Source organism: Dyadobacter alkalitolerans DSM 23607, assembly GCF_000428845.1.
Taxonomy (GTDB): domain Bacteria; phylum Bacteroidota; class Bacteroidia; order Cytophagales; family Spirosomataceae; genus Dyadobacter; species Dyadobacter alkalitolerans.
The window spans coordinates 243,831-259,989 of the sequence record NZ_AUAS01000004.1 but is presented as its reverse complement, the minus strand read 5'-3'; the positions used below and the strand labels follow the sequence as shown (position 1 = coordinate 259,989).

Annotated in this window: 17 protein-coding genes; 10 read left to right on the top strand and 7 right to left on the bottom strand. The window is 45.2% G+C overall.

Going from position 1 to position 16,159, the window contains the following annotated elements; translation table 11 throughout:
- Positions 1 to 36 precede the first annotated feature (36 nt).
- The 7 genes from G395_RS0109595 to G395_RS0109570 all read right to left on the bottom strand — a co-directional run bounded on the left by G395_RS0109595 (position 37) and on the right by G395_RS0109570 (position 6,260).
- Positions 37 to 366: a nuclear transport factor 2 family protein gene (locus G395_RS0109595; protein WP_026629850.1), complete on the bottom strand. Its 330-nt coding sequence runs from the start codon at positions 364 to 366 to the stop codon at positions 37 to 39.
- Between the two features lie 26 nt (positions 367 to 392).
- Complete coding sequence (locus tag G395_RS0109590) at positions 393 to 1,361, bottom strand: zinc-dependent alcohol dehydrogenase family protein (RefSeq protein WP_026629849.1); 969 nt, start codon at positions 1,359 to 1,361, stop codon at positions 393 to 395.
- A gap of 574 nt (positions 1,362 to 1,935) precedes the next feature.
- The gene (locus G395_RS0109585) at positions 1,936 to 3,540 is read right to left on the bottom strand and encodes a Na+/H+ antiporter (RefSeq protein ID WP_026629848.1); all 1,605 of its coding nucleotides are present in this window, start codon (positions 3,538 to 3,540) and stop codon (positions 1,936 to 1,938) included.
- A gap of 6 nt (positions 3,541 to 3,546) precedes the next feature.
- The gene (locus tag G395_RS0109580) at positions 3,547 to 4,914 is read right to left on the bottom strand and encodes an alginate export family protein (RefSeq protein WP_035360990.1); all 1,368 of its coding nucleotides are present in this window, start codon (positions 4,912 to 4,914) and stop codon (positions 3,547 to 3,549) included.
- A 38-nt stretch (positions 4,915 to 4,952) separates the two neighbouring features.
- A complete protein-coding gene (locus tag G395_RS0109575; protein ID WP_026629846.1) occupies positions 4,953 to 5,255 on the bottom strand; it encodes a GNAT family N-acetyltransferase in 303 nt (100 codons plus the stop codon).
- Positions 5,256 to 5,274: 19 nt separating this feature from the next.
- The gene (locus tag G395_RS31630; protein ID WP_084439531.1) at positions 5,275 to 5,487 is read right to left on the bottom strand and encodes a (4Fe-4S)-binding protein; all 213 of its coding nucleotides are present in this window, start codon (positions 5,485 to 5,487) and stop codon (positions 5,275 to 5,277) included.
- A 188-nt stretch (positions 5,488 to 5,675) separates the two neighbouring features.
- Complete coding sequence (locus G395_RS0109570; RefSeq protein WP_026629845.1) at positions 5,676 to 6,260, bottom strand: Crp/Fnr family transcriptional regulator; 585 nt, start codon at positions 6,258 to 6,260, stop codon at positions 5,676 to 5,678.
- A 436-nt stretch (positions 6,261 to 6,696) separates the two neighbouring features.
- Here G395_RS0109570 and G395_RS0109565 point away from each other — a divergent pair, with 436 nt between their 5' ends.
- The 10 genes from G395_RS0109565 (at position 6,697) to G395_RS0109520 (ending at position 16,148) form a co-directional block, all read left to right on the top strand.
- Entirely contained in the window at positions 6,697 to 7,350 is a 654-nt protein-coding gene (locus G395_RS0109565; protein WP_026629844.1) for a hydrolase, read from the top strand.
- Between the two features lie 93 nt (positions 7,351 to 7,443).
- Entirely contained in the window at positions 7,444 to 9,246 is a 1,803-nt protein-coding gene (locus tag G395_RS0109560) for an amidohydrolase (RefSeq protein ID WP_026629843.1), read from the top strand.
- A 111-nt stretch (positions 9,247 to 9,357) separates the two neighbouring features.
- Positions 9,358 to 9,762, top strand: a complete 405-nt coding sequence (locus tag G395_RS0109555; protein WP_026629842.1) for a YybH family protein — start codon at positions 9,358 to 9,360, stop codon at positions 9,760 to 9,762.
- A 696-nt stretch (positions 9,763 to 10,458) separates the two neighbouring features.
- Entirely contained in the window at positions 10,459 to 11,004 is a 546-nt protein-coding gene (locus tag G395_RS31065) for a hypothetical protein (RefSeq protein WP_051350091.1), read from the top strand.
- A gap of 2 nt (positions 11,005 to 11,006) precedes the next feature.
- Positions 11,007 to 11,249 carry a hypothetical protein gene (locus G395_RS0109545; RefSeq protein ID WP_026629841.1) on the top strand — a complete coding sequence of 81 codons (243 nt, stop codon included), beginning with the start codon at positions 11,007 to 11,009 and terminating at the stop codon, positions 11,247 to 11,249.
- A 33-nt stretch (positions 11,250 to 11,282) separates the two neighbouring features.
- Positions 11,283 to 12,812, top strand: coding sequence for a M61 family metallopeptidase (locus tag G395_RS29070; RefSeq protein WP_051350090.1), 1,530 nt, complete (start codon positions 11,283 to 11,285; stop codon positions 12,810 to 12,812).
- Between the two features lie 305 nt (positions 12,813 to 13,117).
- Positions 13,118 to 13,603, top strand: coding sequence for a pirin-like C-terminal cupin domain-containing protein (locus G395_RS0109535; protein WP_026629840.1), 486 nt, complete (start codon positions 13,118 to 13,120; stop codon positions 13,601 to 13,603).
- Between the two features lie 60 nt (positions 13,604 to 13,663).
- Positions 13,664 to 14,677: an LLM class flavin-dependent oxidoreductase gene (locus G395_RS0109530; RefSeq protein WP_026629839.1), complete on the top strand. Its 1,014-nt coding sequence runs from the start codon at positions 13,664 to 13,666 to the stop codon at positions 14,675 to 14,677.
- A gap of 63 nt (positions 14,678 to 14,740) precedes the next feature.
- On the top strand, positions 14,741 to 15,625 hold the full coding sequence (locus G395_RS0109525; RefSeq protein WP_026629838.1) for a pirin family protein: 885 nt from the start codon (positions 14,741 to 14,743) through the stop codon (positions 15,623 to 15,625).
- A 43-nt stretch (positions 15,626 to 15,668) separates the two neighbouring features.
- Complete coding sequence (locus G395_RS0109520; RefSeq protein ID WP_026629837.1) at positions 15,669 to 16,148, top strand: VOC family protein; 480 nt, start codon at positions 15,669 to 15,671, stop codon at positions 16,146 to 16,148.
- Positions 16,149 to 16,159: the final 11 nt, after the last annotated feature.

Genomic DNA, 16,159 nt, shown 5'->3' with positions numbered 1-16,159 from the left:
AGTCTCTGCAGGGTTGATTTCAATTGCCATGCTTTCTCAGATCACAAACGAAGTTACTTGACTTATCATTCCAGCCTTAAAATTCCAAACGTCGCAATAGGAACTCCTTTTTGACTCGCCGTTTTTTTCGAACACTATCTGACCAAGCTCAACTACAAAATCATCTTCTTTGATGTGATTTTCTGTTGTAAATGTTATCCCATCATAGGCCGAACTTATGTACTTATAAAGTTCGGCCTTTCCATTGAAGGTTTTTCCGCCGACGTTTTCCCATTTAATATCTTCGGTGCAGTATGTTATGAATTCGACGTAGTTTCCTTCCGCCAAAGCCTTGTTCGCCTTTATAAAAATATCTTGATTGTTCATACCTGATATTTGTTTAAATGACTGTTTTAATTACCTATCTCTACACCGATCTTTCCATAGAAATCTTCATCACTGTCCCTAAATTCCAGCAGACTATGGGCCTTACCTATTTCTGACAAAGGGAAAACCTTGTTCAACACCGGCTTTAGCTTCCCGGCCTCTATCAGCTTTGTAAGTTCGTCCAATTTGTTTCTGCTCTGCCTGGTAAATACAAAATGATAAGTCGCATTTTTCCCCCAGGCGTGTATCAGGTTTTGCGGCTGTTCAATGTCAACTAATGTTACGACCTGTCCCATTTGACTTAAAATCTTACCGCTGTCCGAAAGCGTGTCACCGCCAATAGTATCGATCACAACGTCCACGCCTTTGTTATCTGTCAGATCTAGCACCGTATCTATATAACTTACCTTTTCATAGTCAATGGTATGATCCGCTCCAAGTCCCTTGAGAAAGTTATGGTGCACTGTTCTTGCTGTCGTGTAAACGGTCGCGCCCATAACCTTGGCTATTTGAACGGTGGGTATCCCGACGCCGCCTGCACCACCATGTATCAAGATCGTTTGATTGATCTTAAGTTGCGCCCTGGTATAAAGCATTTCCCAGGCAGTACCGGCTGCTAAGGGAAATGTTGCGGCTTCTAAATGGCTCACGTTTCTCGGTTTGATACCTATTATGGACTCCTTGGCAACATGATATTCTGTATAACTTCCATGTCCGTTAAAAATTTCGGGAGTATAATACACCTCATCACCGACCTTAAAATTTTTAACACCTGCTCCGATCTCAGTGATCACCCCGGACACATCATGCCCGGTAATGACCGGAAGCTGCAATTCATTTTTATAATCCCCCCGGCGGACCTGAAAATCCAGCGGATTCACTGATGTTGCCAGCACTTTTACAAGTACTTCATCAGATGCTGGTTTTGGGGTTGGGACATCTAATATTTCAAACTTATCAACCGAGCCGAACTCGTTTAGCACTGCTGCTTTCATAATGTAGTTACTTAAATTTGCGAGTTGAAATTAAAAATTTGAATTACTTTCCTGTTTTGCTGATATGGCTTGTACCAATATATCCGACCGTCCCCAAGTGAATGCTTTATTCATTTACAATGTAAAAATGCTACAGCAAGACGTTTCAAGGCGATGAGATATGGTAAAAAATGACGTCGACAATTGTCTATCCTGACAACTTTACCTTGTCGCGATAAAAAAGGCCACGATCGAGACGGCAAGGCCGCCAATGAATACCATATAAGCGTAGGAAAGAACGTTGTGGCCGGCTGGCCAGGATGCTCAGCAGGATGGTAACGAAGGCCACGCCAAGGATGCGCATCCCAGAACACTTTCTCTAATAGACTAACCGGTACCGCATTCTCACAATTTCGGGCGATGAGCCCGCGTACGATCTCCGTTTGTTCGTCCGGATAGTCAGCTTGCCCGGCGATATCATTTAGCAGTCTGGTCCCAATATCCTCTTGCACCAGAATGTTGGTCACACCGGCGCGGCCAGCCAACTGTACCGCACGCAGTTAGAACATTAAGTTTATTAGTTGAAAATTATCAGTCAAAGCGGACTTTCAGATACGCGCAGGTCGTTGATGTCCAGCATTTGTTCCGCCTTGCGTATCGCTTCGTCTGTATAGACTTTTTCGTTTTTCATTTTAGATAGTTCTTTCCGCTGATGATCGTGGATATCGGCCATTACCTGCTGAAATTCCTCCCTTTCAGCGTTCCTGTTGATACATGTTTCGGCAGACCTCAGGTACTCTTGTTGCCCTTCAATTTCGCGTTCAAGTTTCTTGGCATAACCCTTCAATAGGCTATTGCCGCTGGCCAAGGTGTGTCGCGCATTCAGCCGCTGCAGCGCCGCGGTATCCAGCCTGAGCTTGATGCCAGCATGTTGTTCATGGTCAGGAAGTATCGGGTCAAGTTCACCAATGCCGGTTAATTTGATAACTGCTGGAAGGGTTAATCCCTGGAAAACAAGGGTGATAAAGATCACCACGAAGGTGATGAAGATGATCAGATCGCGGTGGGCGAAGGCTTTTCCATCATTCATGTACAACGGTATGGATAAGGCCGTTGCCAGTGATACCACACCGCGCATGCCTGCCCAGCCAATGATGAGTGGATTTTTCCAGCCTGGCGATGGCTTTAATTTTTCCTTTTTGCTGAACCAGCGCAGAATATGCACGCTAGAGAATACCCATAAAAGCCTGATCCCAACTGCAATGAAACTGATAAAAATGCCGTATTTGATAGCCTCTGCCATGGATACATCGCCAAGGCCACGCACGATCTCCGGCAAATTCAGCCCAATCAAGATAAATACCAGGGTATTCAGTACAAAAATAAGCGTGTGCCATACCCCCGTCATATTCACCCTTGTCCTACCAGTCTTAAACATTTCATGCGCACGGAAAGACATGAACAAGCCTCCGCTCACGACGGCCATCACGCCCGAAAAATGAAAATGCTCTGCCGATAGAAACAGGATGTATGGCGTCATTACTGTTAACGTGGCATCAATGGCAGGCGACGTGGGCATAAAACGATGGATTACATACATTACATGCGCACCGGCCAGGCCCACAACGATCCCCATGCCCGCAACCAAAAAGAATTGCCCGGTTGCCTGTTGCATGGAGAAGGCTCCGGTAAGTATGGCCGCCAGTGCAAATCGGAAAACAATGAGGGAGGATGCGTCATTCACCAGACTTTCGCCTTCCAGTATTGTAATGGTTCGGCGCGGTACTTTAAGCCCCTTTAAGACAGTAGTAGCGGCTACCGCATCCGGCGGGGAAATGATGCCGCCGAGCAAAAACCCCAAGGCCAATGTAAATCCGGGAATAAAGGAATGGGCGGCATACGCGACGACGAACGAAGTGATGAATACCAACCCAAAAGCCAGCATGGCAATGCCGCCGCTCCACTTTTTAAATTCTTTCCAAGAGGTATACCACGCAGCTTCATACAGCAATGGGGGCAAAAAAACGAGAAAAATCAGTTCGGGCTCCAACTTTAACAACGGTATGCCGGGAATAAAGCCAATGCCTAATCCGGCCAACACCAAAAAGATCGGATAAGCTATACGTAACTTTTGTGCGAGCATGACGAGCAGCATAGCTGCAAAAAGAAGTCCCAGGATAAAAAGCAGGTTCTCATGCATTTCTGGTCAAAATTTATATGCTAAAAGTGAACTGATAAAAAACCCATCCCGGTGCTGCGGTATCACGTCGTTAATAAAGCCCCCGGTCCTAAAATATTGCACGCCGGCGTTATAGCTCAGGAACTTGTTGATCTGCCAAGATACCGTAGAAACGTAAGCTGTGGCAATGTAACGGCTGTCTGAATCTGACGAACCCAGGCTGAGAGAACCATCCGGACGGTAAATACCATCCCGCAGGGATTGCCGCCAGTAAAATACCGCCTCTGCGGAAATCAGCACTTTCCTGGCCGGGTTCCAGCTGACGTTGGGATGAATAGAAAGCAGGTTCGCGGGACCGGCCTGCGGGTTCATGCCGAAATAACCGCCGTTCGGAAATAAGGCGTTAAAAGTGCCCAGCTTGCCGTCGCCCGTCACATCGTCGCCTGAAATAAAATCACTTCTGAGCTTCACTGTCGGTGCTCCGCGCAGGTTAGCGAAGCGATAACCAATTTCCATGGAACCACCCCAGGCGCGAATATCTGACACTCCAAACTTGCCCAGCTGATAACCGATCTCAAAATTATAGCGCAGTTCCTTGCCATTCCCCCATAACCTGGAACCTACTGTATGTCGCAATTCAGCCGCAACACCATCATCGAACCGAGCCTCGGCGCGGTCGATTCCCAAATAATAAAGGTCGATATTGAGCATTTTAGCCGCAGCAAATGTGCTGTAAACACCCCAAAGGCTCGATCTTCGGTTAATGCGATTGTCAAATACACCGGTCCTTACACGGCCAGCCGCCATGACGAAAGCATCTAAGTTCCATTTTGATGAAGCATACGCTACCTTGGCTCCGTCGAAATACAAGCGAAGATTGGGGCCCTCGCGAACATCAAGCAGCCGGCCACTGCCGTATTGCAGTTCCTGGCGTCCCAACCGGATGGTCATTCTGCGATCCATTCCCTCGTAAGGGATCAGGTCTATGAAAAGGTTCTGAACATTTAGTTGATCTTCATCGATGGGACGTGGTCCTGTTTTTCGCCAGTTCTCCAGACCGCTTCGTAACTGCCCGAAGATCCTGACCCTGTCGCCTAAATGCAGGTCTGCATGCAGTTGATAACGCTGCAGCAAGAAAATATTTCTGCCAACGTTCATTGCGCCCCAGTCTTCGTTAACTGCCCGGTCCAGTTCGCCACGCAGCTCGCCACCGAAAGAAATATAGGTCTTTCCATTTTCCGAGAGCGGCATGTATTTCAGCCTATTGTAAAAGGTACATGCACTGTCCTTTAATGCCGAATAGTCCTCATCAAAACGCATCAGCCTGAAATTTTGGGCATGAGAAAATTTTGCCAGTATTAACAGACTTGCACATAGCACAATTTTCATTTTCATCAGCCGTGTGTTTATTACTTGATCTCCGGATCTGTATTTCATTGATGCCAGTCTTTACTCCACACGTCTTCATATTCTATGGGATGGCGATGAAACTGCGCATTCACATACGGGCAAAGCGGAATGATCTTCACTCCTTTTTCCCTGGCATAACCGACCAGCTCGGCCAGTAGCAGTTTCGCAAAACCTCGGCCCTCGAACCCCTTGTCAACCTCGGTATGAAACACCGTCAGCCTACCTCCCATCATGGCAAGATCCATTTTACCTATCTGAGCTTCATCCGAAAATAGCTGCACCTCGCCACGGACATGCCCTGTAAAAACAATTTTTGTACTTTCCATTTTCTTGCTAATAGATTATTTAAGATTCTCCTTTGATACTTAGCGCACCCGAAGGGCATTTAGCGATCTGCGCTAACAATTCATCGCCAGTAGCATTCTGCGGCCTTATCCAGGGACGCGCCTTCGGGTCATAAACATTCGGAAGTGTCCGAACGCAAATGCCCGAGTGGGTACATAGTTGGGGTTTCCAGAGGAGGGTTACTTCTCTGTTCGCATATTCGTGGGTTTCCATATTTTTGATCGTTTATACAGACTTACCAAACGAACAGGCAAGGCGTGACCGGCCAGATTCGCGTGTAACTCATACTAATAGTTGACACACAAATCTCATCACCTGGGATCAATCAAAAAGATGACAATTGTGAAAAAAAGAAGTAGATAAAAGTCTATTTTATCTGAAAGGCGAGCAGTGAAGCGGTGTTATTTGAGCTTATTATTGCGAATAACACGGCTTAACGTATCCTTACTAATACCAAGATAGGAAGCAATAATATGTTGCGGAAAACGGATGGCAAAGGCCGGGTAACGTTCTATAAGGTTGGCATAGCGCTTGCCAGCCGTGTCGGTTAAGGCCGAAGTGAGGCGCCGGTTATTGGCAGCTTCCGCGGCATCATCCAGCTTCATTTTCATTTCAGTATACGCAGGAATGTTATTTACCAGTTCAGCATCCCCTTCCCTTTTGATAACAAGCAACTCGCAGGGCTCCAAGGCATCGATATGATAGCGGCTCGGGGTACGGTTAAAAAAACTCTCCCGGTCACCCATCCACCAATCCTCAAGTCCCAGTCTGATGATATGTTCTAATCCTTTGTCATCTACCGAGTACATACGCATAGCTCCTTTGACAACAAAGCCATAATCCATACAAATATCGCCGGCTTGCAAAAAGTATTCTTTTCTTCTTAATCGTAACGGCGTAAAGTTTTGCCTGATCATTGCCTTATCCTCACCCGAAAGTGGTGTAGAGCTGTATTTCTTTAGGTAGTCAAAAAATGCATTATACATAGGTATTCCCCGATTTCATCGCGAATTAATATTATGGATGGTCTTGTAAATATAAATCAAAATGAATTTTTAAATCAATCTGAACTATTGAAATAGTTCTAAATATCTGGAAAATAGGATTTTATGAATTAAAGGTTCTTTAAAATCGAAGATGTATGAAAATTTAGTAGACGAATGTCTACGAGTTTATTAAACAAATATCATCGTCTCAATAAAACGAGTTTGTGACATTTGCTTTACATATATCGAGCAAGCCAGGATGGAGAAAAGGGCTAGGCATATTAACACGCAATGCCCTACACGTCAGTGAATTCCAGCTATACATCAATTCAAAACAGTTGGGAGTGATCTGCTATTGGTCAAGCTTCTAACAAAAAGCTGGTTGTCTCCAACTGCTGTAACGCATTTCAGATTATTAAGTATAAACTATCAAATTATGTCAAACATTCAGAAAAAAGGTCTTGATGCACTTTTGCGTCCAGAGGACAGTATCGTTGTGCTGATCGATCACCAGCCATTCCAATTCGCTAACCTGCACAGCCACGAGCCTACTATGATCATTAACGCTGTTGCAGGCCTTTCGAAAGCCGCAAAGGTCTTTAACGTGCCAACCATTCTGACCACAGTTGTCGAAGAACGCGGCGGGTTCCTGATCAAGCAGATCCAGGATGTTTTTCCGGAGCAAAAACCCATCAACCGTACCTGGATTAATACCTGGCAGGACCCAGCCGTAACGGACCTTGTGGCAAAAAGCGGCCGCAAGCAGCTCATCATTGCCGGTTTATGGACCGAAGTGTGCGTGGCTATGCCCGCCATCCAGGCTGCTGCCGAAGGCTATGATGTATTTGTGGTAACAGATGCCTGCGGATCGGTTACAGCGGAAGCGCACGATATGGCAGTCCGCCGTATGGTACAGCATGGCATTACACCCATTAACTGGATAGCGGTCACATCTGAATGGCAGCGGGATTGGGCGCGCCTGGATACAGCTGCCCAGCTGGCTGGTTTGATGATCGAACACACAGGAGCAACCGGCGTAGCTTATGCTTGGGAACAGCAATTACTAAATACCCCTGTACCGGCGCAATAATCCCAAATACCAGCAAGGCGACATCCCGATTTTCAGATGTCGCCAGCGGTAGGCCTTCATTAAGTGTAGGTTATATCAATCAAGAAAATATCTATGAAAAAAGCTATTTCATTACTCACATCAGTATTTATCAGTTTAGGATCACATGCACAAACTAGAAATCCATCAGCCGGTGCGGACCTGATCGTTTATCATGCGAAGATCACTACTCTGACGGCAGCACAGCCGCAGGCCACTGCGCTTGCCGTCAGTGCTGGCAGGATCTATGCCGTAGGCAACGATGACGAGATCCTTGCCCTTAAAGATGGCCACACCCGCCTGATCGACGCAGACGGCAGACGCCTGATACCCGGCCTGGAGGATTCCCATATGCATCCGCTGAACGAGAGGAACTTTAACCAAAAGGTAAGATGGGACGGTGTCCCTACACTAAAACGAGCACTGGAAATGCTGACCGAACAAGCGGCGAGAACACCGGAAGGTCAATGGGTAAAAGTGACCGGTGCATGGTCCCCTTATCAATTCAAGGAACTACGTCAGCCGACGATTGAAGAACTGAACAAAGCGGTGCCAAACAAGCTTCTTTGGGTTCAGTATGCTTACAACAGGATATGGCTTAACCAACTGGCTATGAAATTTTTTGGGATCGGGACGCCAAAATTCCAGATCTCACCTGGTATGGAACTTCAAAAAGACAGTAAAGGCAATTATACGGGGGTGATCGACGGAGATACTTTCGCATTTGTGGCAATGGATGCCATGATGCCGACACCGACGCCGGAGGAGCAGGTCAGCTCCCTTGAATATGTGATCAAAGACCTCAACCGTTTCGGTCTCACTACGGTCATCGAAAACTCCAGCGTCATTGGTTACCCTGAAGGTCACGCACCCATTGAAACCCTCATTAAAGAAAACAGGCTGAATATCCGTTTTCCTTTCGTCGACCTCGGGTTCAATTACGATCCTAATAAAAGTTGGGTAGATACCGAGATAGAAAGGATCACAAAAATATCACCTTTGAGCCCGGGACAAAATCTGCACCCGACTCTGGAGCATGGCCATGAATATGAGGGGACCGGCGAGGTGCTGAATCCTGAGGTCCATGACCATGAGAATTTTGATAAACCTGCTATCATCATTCCGAAAGAGAAGATGAGGCAGTATGCTGAAGAATATGTTCGGAAACTCATACAAAAGAGGATACCGTTCCGTATGCACATGACCTACAATGAAAATTTGACGCCTTTCCTGGATGCAATGGAAGAAGTGGTCAAGACTACACCTCTGGACGGTATGCGCTGGGCCATAGAACATGCAGAGACAATCAGTGATGAAAATATCACAAGGATCAAAAGGTTAGGCGGCGGTATCGCACTTGACAATAAAATGGCGCTGCACGGGGAAGCTTTTGCAAAAACCCATGGAAGAGAAAAAGCTTTGTATACACCAAGGTTCAGGGATCTGATGAAAAGCGGCATTCCATTATCATTGACCACAGACGCTTTCCGTGTATCTCCGGCTAACCCATGGATAGGGATCAGCTGGGCAGTCACGGGCAAAGCTGTTTCGGGTAACGTAATCTTGGCAGAGGACAACCGTTTGACCCGGGAAGAGGCTTTAAGACTCTATACCATTGGCGCGGCCTGGTTCGAAAACCATGAAAATGAAAAAGGACGCATCGCACCGGGTAACCTTGCAGACTTCGTGCTGCTAAGCGATGATTACTTTTCTGTGCCTGATAATCAAATCAGGGACCTGCAATCTGTACTGACCGTCGTAGGTGGCAGAGTGGTATACGGCGCCGATAAATTCAGTGGCCTTTCGCCCAAAATAGCCGATCCGTTGCCCTCATGGTCACCAGTGAAATATTTCGGCGGTTACCACTTTCAAAAGTAGATATGACCCGCCCACAGTTTAGGTTGACCATGTTGGCGATAAAGATCAATCAATACAAAGTCGGCTTGCATTAAAGGATAAATCGAATAAAAACACAAAAAACTAACGAACATGGAAGATCAAGCAAAAATGGAAAATCAAGACAAAGCAGCAGTCGAAAGAGCATTAAACAATTATTTCAATGCTTTAAATGAATCTGATGTAAAAACTGCTGTCGGTTCATATACAACAGACGGTGTATTTATAGCTGCGGGTGCACCAACCGCTATTGGCACAGCACAATTGATCACAGCATATGAATATCTTTTCAAGGCTATTCGGTTAACTGTCAAAGTAACCGTTGACGAGGTGATAATAAAAGATGACATTTCATTTGTCCGGACACATTCAAATGGAACTACACGCATCCATGCGACAGGAGAAAATATTCCTGCAGAAAACAGGGAGTTCTTTTTATTAAGGAAGGAACAAGGAGAGTGGAAAATTGCACGGTATCTGTTTAATCAACCTAAGTAGTTTGACAGATCTGCCAAAAACCACCATTGAAAGCAGATACATGAAAAAGTTCATACAAATAAATAGGTTTGTTAATTATCAAGGATGATAAGGTTCACGTATCATTTAGGCCACAGTAAAACAACTTAAAAGAGGATAGAAATATAATACCCATGATCGTACCTGGGTATTATGACGCTATGGATTTCGGTCAATATATTTTATTTTAAAGCAGTGAATGAAAAAATACCGTATTGAATTGATAGGCTTGTTTATATAGCAGGGTTTGTACCTGCACACGGAGAAATTGCATTGGACGCCGTCGACTAATAGCCTATCGTTGCTAAGACAATTTACAAAGAGAACGGTAGCTGCGGCTGACATTAAGACAACCTATTCCTTATATGTCGCTAATAGCCCCCTTCTAACCAAGCCAGATGCCGTTATCAATAATTTGTAGAGGTAATGGAGCAGTACAGTTGTAATCAAAATAGCATCTCGGATTCTGGGATGCTATTTTCCCACGCTTGAAAAGTGCCCACTAACCAAATTTTTTTCGAAGCCTGCTAAAATACAATGCTGCAAAGCTTCAAGAATTCAGATTACCCATAATTTCTCACTTCGAAAGGTAACGTATATGTATATTCGTTTTAACACTTCTTAGAATACAATTAGGTATTATGTTGTGACCATTCCAAAAACGCTAAGAAAAATGCTATGATAACACTACATGAAAGACTGCTTATTTTAAAGACCGGAAGGTCTGTGAAAGTAGTCGCCAGCCAGAATGAGAGCACGGATTTGACTAATGCTCAGATCAAGTGGGATGTATTGATTAGAGATCCAAAGGAAATTCATTTTCACCCATTGATCGAAAGCAGTCACCCGATCTACTGGAAACTCAAAAAGCTTGCTCCTCTGCAAAGAAAACTGCTGGAACTTCAATATTCGGGGACGACGCAAACGTTTTACGGCAAAAGCGCCCTCTGGCATAACACCGATCTGCGCATCAAATTTGGCACGAGCTACAACCGTACATTGCCTTTCACCTTTGGCGTGCTCGGGGCGTTTGACTATGGAAGGGTTTGGGAGGCAAATGAGAAGTCCAAGCAGTGGCATTACAACTACGGCGGCGGTTTTTATTTCGCTCCCATAGACATCCTGGTTTTCTCAGTAGCAGCCTACATTCCCAAAGAGAAAAATGAACAATCGCCCAGGGTGACGCTGCGGCTTGGGTTTGATTCTAAGGCTGCAAATATCTAGTCATGAAAAAAGCCATAATTTTCGATATGATGCTTAACAAATCCGTTATGAAAGACTTAAAAGAATGTCAGAAACCTTTGAATGAAAAAGCTGATGAGTTCCCAGCCGTCACAGAAAATAGTTGTCCCAAAGGGAATGCGGCAGAGAAATGTCAACATTCGGAAATAAAGAATTTGAGTTCAATAGATGTGCAGCAATCTATTAAGGACTATAATAACAGCTCATTTGGGAATTTAAAACAATAACTGCGCTTCTTAACCATTATTGAAAGCGAATACATGAAAAACTTCAGACACATTATTGTCCTACTGGCTGTATCTATCAAATTAGCGGCACAGCCGCAAACCGCTAACTATCAGTATAAAATAGATTTGTTAAATGTCAAGGATGATAAGGTTCTTGTAACATTTACGCCCCCTCAGAACAACTTAAAAGAGGGTAAATACATAATACCCAGGATGGTTCCCGGGTATTATGATGCCATGGATTTCGGTCAATATATATCAGATTTTAAAGCAGTTGATCATAAAGGAAAACCAATTGAGGTTAAAAAGCTGGATGTGAACACTTGGATGGTTGCAGACCTGAAAAACGCTGCTGAGATAAGTTACTTGGTATCCGATGGATGGGAACACCTTACGCAGCAAACCGGAGGCGCGAAATCTCCTGCCAGCATGTTTAAAAAGGACAGTTTGTTTATCATCAATTATAACTCGCTTGTCGGGTATTTTGATGAAGTTACAACTGCTGGCTATGATATCACAGTCAAGAAAAACACCGAATTCTACCCTTCATCCGCTCTGAAATATATTCCTAAAAATGACACAATCGATGTTACGTCGGCAAAAGATTATCGGCATCTTGTCGACTCCCCGGTCTTTTACTGTGTCCCGGATACCACCTGGTTAAAAGTCGGTAACACGAATGTCCTGGTTTCTTTTTATTCTGAGCAGAATAAGTCATTTTCAAAAAGCCTGGCCGTCAAGCTGGAAACGATTTTAAGTAAACAGCAGGCATATCTTGGTGGAAAGCTACCCGTAAATGAATATGCATTTCTAATTTATCATGAAGAAATGCCAAGAGGACTCATGGGTGACGCCCTCGAACACAGCAATTCAACAGTCTGTTTGTACGCTTCACAGACCTTGGATGGACTACCCGATGCATTGATGGGCGTAGCCTTACATGAATTTTTTCATATTTTAACCCCACTCAACATCCACTCCAGAGAAATACAGGAATTCGACTTCCTTAATCCCGTGCTATCCAAACATCTGTGGCTCTATGAAGGAATGACCGAATATGGTACCATCCATATGCCTGTCAAACAAAGGATGATCAACCTGACGGAATTTACTAAGGTGATTGAGGGGAAAATAAGGGGAATGCAGCAGTTCGACAATAGTCTTTCCATGACTCAGATGAGTACCAAAGCGATCGAACGGCAGGATCAATATATGAATTTTTACCAAAAGGGAGCCTTGGTCGGTTTATGCCTTGATATACGGCTAAGAGAACTTTCCGGGGGTAAGATAGGCACGCAAGATTTAATGCAAAAGCTTATGAAGAAATTCGGGTCAGAAAAGGCTTTTAAAGACGAAGAATTATTTGATGAAATTACGGCGATGACGTTTCCAGAGATCCGTCAGTTTTTTAAAGATTACGTGGAGCAAGGTGAGCCGATCCCTCTTAAAGAAAGTTTACAGAAGGCCGGACTTGCTTACGACCAGACATCAAAAGTGATTACTGCTATTGATAACCCTTCAAAAAGTCAACTTTCCTTGCGAAAAGCGTGGATTAATCAATAGAGTTTCATTTCAGATGATGTTCAGGCATCAACGACCGGTGCTTTGGTAAGCTTAGTCCGTTTACATGACCATTACAATAAACAGTTTCAATTCCATCGTCGCCATAAGGGTGTTTTATAGACAAATATCTACGAGTTTATAAAACATATATCATCTTTTCAGTCTAATAGTATCATTAAAATTGCACCATTTACATCAAGTGTGCAATTATGAATACTGGGCCTGATTCATAGACGAAATTCACTAAGCCGGTGGGATCATTTATATCATCTAATTCTACAGTCATTACTTATCAAGATCAAAATATGCTGGATATCGTAATTTCATCACGTCAGGCGGAAATCATCCCCGGTTTCGTCGTTAAGCGTCTCTTACCCTACCAGCTCAGGCGAATGGTCGGGCCTTTTATTTTTATGGACCATGGTGGACCAGTAAGTATACCAACCGCTATTCATAGTGATCTGGATGTGCTGCCGCATCCTCATATTGGTTTATCTACTGTCAGTTATTTGTTTAGCGGAGAGATCATGCACCGATTTAGTAACGGGGTCGATCCCGTGATCGTCGCTGCCGAGCATACCACATTGATGATGCTCGGCGGTGAGCATCTGGGAGAACGATACATCTGGTGGAACTTTGTATCGAGTCGCAGGGAAAGGATAGAACAGGCCAAAGAAGACTGGAAGCAGGGTCGCATTCTGTTACCGCCTGCCGATAAAGCCGAATTCATCCCCTTACCAGCAACAAACTCACGGCCAGCCGGCGGGCCACCACCGAATACCTTGTCTTGATAATGACTTTGTACCGGATACTGAGAACAATAATACAAACTGAAAAACAGAACAAGAAAAATGGAAATAGGGATAGATAGTTTCGCATCGGCCATGTACGGAAGTAATGAACTGAATAGCGTTGATGCAATGGAGCAACTGCTAGACAGGATCGTCGCGGCAGACGAGGCTGGGCTCGATGTTTTCGGGATTGGAGAACATCATAAAAAAGAATTTCTAGATTCAGTTCCGGCGGTGATACTTGCCGCTGCTGCTGCCCGCACAAAAAGGATCAGGCTTATGAGCGCGGTAACCGTGCTGAGCACTTCAGATCCCGTGCGGGTGTTTCAGCAATTCGCAACACTGGATATCATTTCCAAGGGACGTGCAGAGATCATTGCTGGCCGGGGTTCCGCCACAGAAGCGTTTCCGTTGTTTGGTTATAATCTTGATGATTATGACGCCCTGTTCAGTGAAAAACTAAAATTGTTGCTACAGCTCAGGGATGAGGAATTCGTTACCTGGTCGGGTAAGTTCAGACCCGCTCTGCATAATCAGCCGGTCTATCCTCGCCCTGTACAGCAGAAATTACCTGTGTGGGTGGGCGTAGGCGGTACAGCGCAATCGTTTGTGCGTGCCGGTAAGCTGGGGCTTCCGCTGATGGTGGCCGTCATCGGCGGACAAACAGAGAGCTTCAGGCCGCTGGTCGATCTTTACAGAAAGTCTGGTAAAGAAGCTGGTTTCAAGCCAGAGGAGCTTAAAGTCGGACTGCATTCCCCGGGATACGTGGGCGATACGGATCAGTCAGCGAGCGCGGATTATGCACCCGGGTACATAGAGTCATGGTCCAAAATAGGCCGGGAACGTGGCTGGGGGCCGGTTACCAAAGCGCAATTCGATGCTGGTGCCTCTGAAAAAGGTGTCCTCGTGGTCGGCGGACCGGAAACGGTCGCCGAAAAGCTGAAAAGGCATAGCGAAGCACTCGGCGGCATCGACCTGTTCACATTCCAAATGGACATTGCCGGCCTGACACACCAGCAGTTAATGCGGTCTATCGAGTTGATCGGCAGCCAGGTCATCCCTTTGGTTAAATAGAGCCATAGGGCTATCACCATCCCAACCTTTACCTACATTCTATTCGTTCACGGTAAGTTTTTTATGAAGAAGAAAAGCAGCTTTTCAACCCAGGGGCAAAGGGCAGATATTGGCTACCTGGAAATATCCCGAGTGCTACCTAACCGATATGCCGACGCGGTGGGGCCATTCGTATTTCTTGACCATATCGCGCCAAGGATCCAGAGTAAGATTAATAAAGAGGGTACCGGTGCACACCCGCACCGGGGCATTGCCACGTTGAGCTACATATTGAATGGCGAAGACGAACATTTTGACAGCGCGGGGAACTATGCCAAGGTTCATTCCGGAGGGGTCCAATGGATGAATGCCGGTAATGGGATCATTCATGATGAAACGTTGAATTATGATTCGCAAAGTGATTCCAAACTTGTACATGCTTTCCAGTTCTGGATCAATCTGCCCTCAGAAATCAAGGCTGAAAAACCAGCTTATTTATCCATTGAAGGAAGTGAAGTCCCACGCAAAGACCTGCCGGATGGCAAAAGTTGGGTCAAAGTTATCGTGGGGACATTTGAGGATATTAGTTCCGTGATACCCAATTATTCAGAACAATTCCTTTATCATATCCATTTAGAGGCAGGTGCCCTTTTTGCGATCGAATTTGCAGACGAAATAGAGGTCGCCGCCTACCTTCCCGAAGTGCCAGCCGTCATCAATGATGAAATATTCAATGTCGGCGATTTTGTCGAGTTTGACAGAAAACAAGGTAGTATCGAGCTGAAAAACGAATGCCAGAAAGCATGCGATTTCATATTATTCGGCGGAGAAGCGTATCAGGAGCCGATCTTCGCTGAGGGGCCGTTCGTGATGAACTCAAAGCTCGACATAGCCATTGCCTACCGGGATTTTTATAACGGTGAATACGGCAAGATCGATTATGAGAAACAAAGATCGAAAGGCCAGTAATAGCAGTTTAATTATCATTACGAACACTACCAAATCATATCTTATGGACAATTATATGATACCTGCTCAGACCCGCATAGGTCACGTACATTTAAAAGTAAGCGATTTGCAACGCTCACTTGATTTTTACTGCGATTTACTGGGCTTTCAACTGATGAATACCTATGGTGATCAGGCCGCATTCCTATCTGCAGGCGGGTATCACCATCATATAGGTTTGAACACATGGCACAGTAAAGATAGTGGTCCGGCCCCTGAACGTGCCCCCGGTCTATATCACACGGCCATTCTATATCCGGAAAGAAAAGATCTTGCTGCAGCTTTGCGAAGGCTGATACAGGCAAAATATCCAATAACAGGTGCATCAGACCACGGCGTATCGGAAGCGATATATCTTGATGACCCTGACAAAAACGGCGTTGAACTTTATTGGGACCGACCACAAGAGGAATGGATTGTTGAAAATGGAAGAATAACCATGTTCAACAAGCACTTGGATCTGCAAGGTTTACTTGCACTTTGAAATGGCTAACG

Coding starts and splice junctions, on each gene's coding strand:
- G395_RS0109595 (WP_026629850.1), bottom strand. CDS start 366: ATGAACAATCAAGATATTTTTATAAAGGCGAACAAGGCTTTGGCGGAA.
- G395_RS0109530 (WP_026629839.1), top strand. CDS start 13,664: ATGGAAATAGGGATAGATAGTTTCGCATCGGCCATGTACGGAAGTAAT.
- G395_RS0109525 (WP_026629838.1), top strand. CDS start 14,741: ATGAAGAAGAAAAGCAGCTTTTCAACCCAGGGGCAAAGGGCAGATATT.
- G395_RS0109535 (WP_026629840.1), top strand. CDS start 13,118: ATGCTGGATATCGTAATTTCATCACGTCAGGCGGAAATCATCCCCGGT.
- G395_RS0109590 (WP_026629849.1), bottom strand. CDS start 1,361: ATGAAAGCAGCAGTGCTAAACGAGTTCGGCTCGGTTGATAAGTTTGAA.
- G395_RS31065 (WP_051350091.1), top strand. CDS start 10,459: ATGATAACACTACATGAAAGACTGCTTATTTTAAAGACCGGAAGGTCT.
- G395_RS0109555 (WP_026629842.1), top strand. CDS start 9,358: ATGGAAGATCAAGCAAAAATGGAAAATCAAGACAAAGCAGCAGTCGAA.
- G395_RS0109570 (WP_026629845.1), bottom strand. CDS start 6,260: ATGTATAATGCATTTTTTGACTACCTAAAGAAATACAGCTCTACACCA.
- G395_RS0109545 (WP_026629841.1), top strand. CDS start 11,007: ATGAAAAAAGCCATAATTTTCGATATGATGCTTAACAAATCCGTTATG.
- G395_RS0109560 (WP_026629843.1), top strand. CDS start 7,444: ATGAAAAAAGCTATTTCATTACTCACATCAGTATTTATCAGTTTAGGA.
- G395_RS0109520 (WP_026629837.1), top strand. CDS start 15,669: ATGGACAATTATATGATACCTGCTCAGACCCGCATAGGTCACGTACAT.
- G395_RS31630 (WP_084439531.1), bottom strand. CDS start 5,487: ATGGAAACCCACGAATATGCGAACAGAGAAGTAACCCTCCTCTGGAAA.
- G395_RS0109575 (WP_026629846.1), bottom strand. CDS start 5,255: ATGGAAAGTACAAAAATTGTTTTTACAGGGCATGTCCGTGGCGAGGTG.
- G395_RS29070 (WP_051350090.1), top strand. CDS start 11,283: ATGAAAAACTTCAGACACATTATTGTCCTACTGGCTGTATCTATCAAA.
- G395_RS0109565 (WP_026629844.1), top strand. CDS start 6,697: ATGTCAAACATTCAGAAAAAAGGTCTTGATGCACTTTTGCGTCCAGAG.
- G395_RS0109580 (WP_035360990.1), bottom strand. CDS start 4,914: ATGAAAATGAAAATTGTGCTATGTGCAAGTCTGTTAATACTGGCAAAA.
- G395_RS0109585 (WP_026629848.1), bottom strand. CDS start 3,540: ATGCATGAGAACCTGCTTTTTATCCTGGGACTTCTTTTTGCAGCTATG.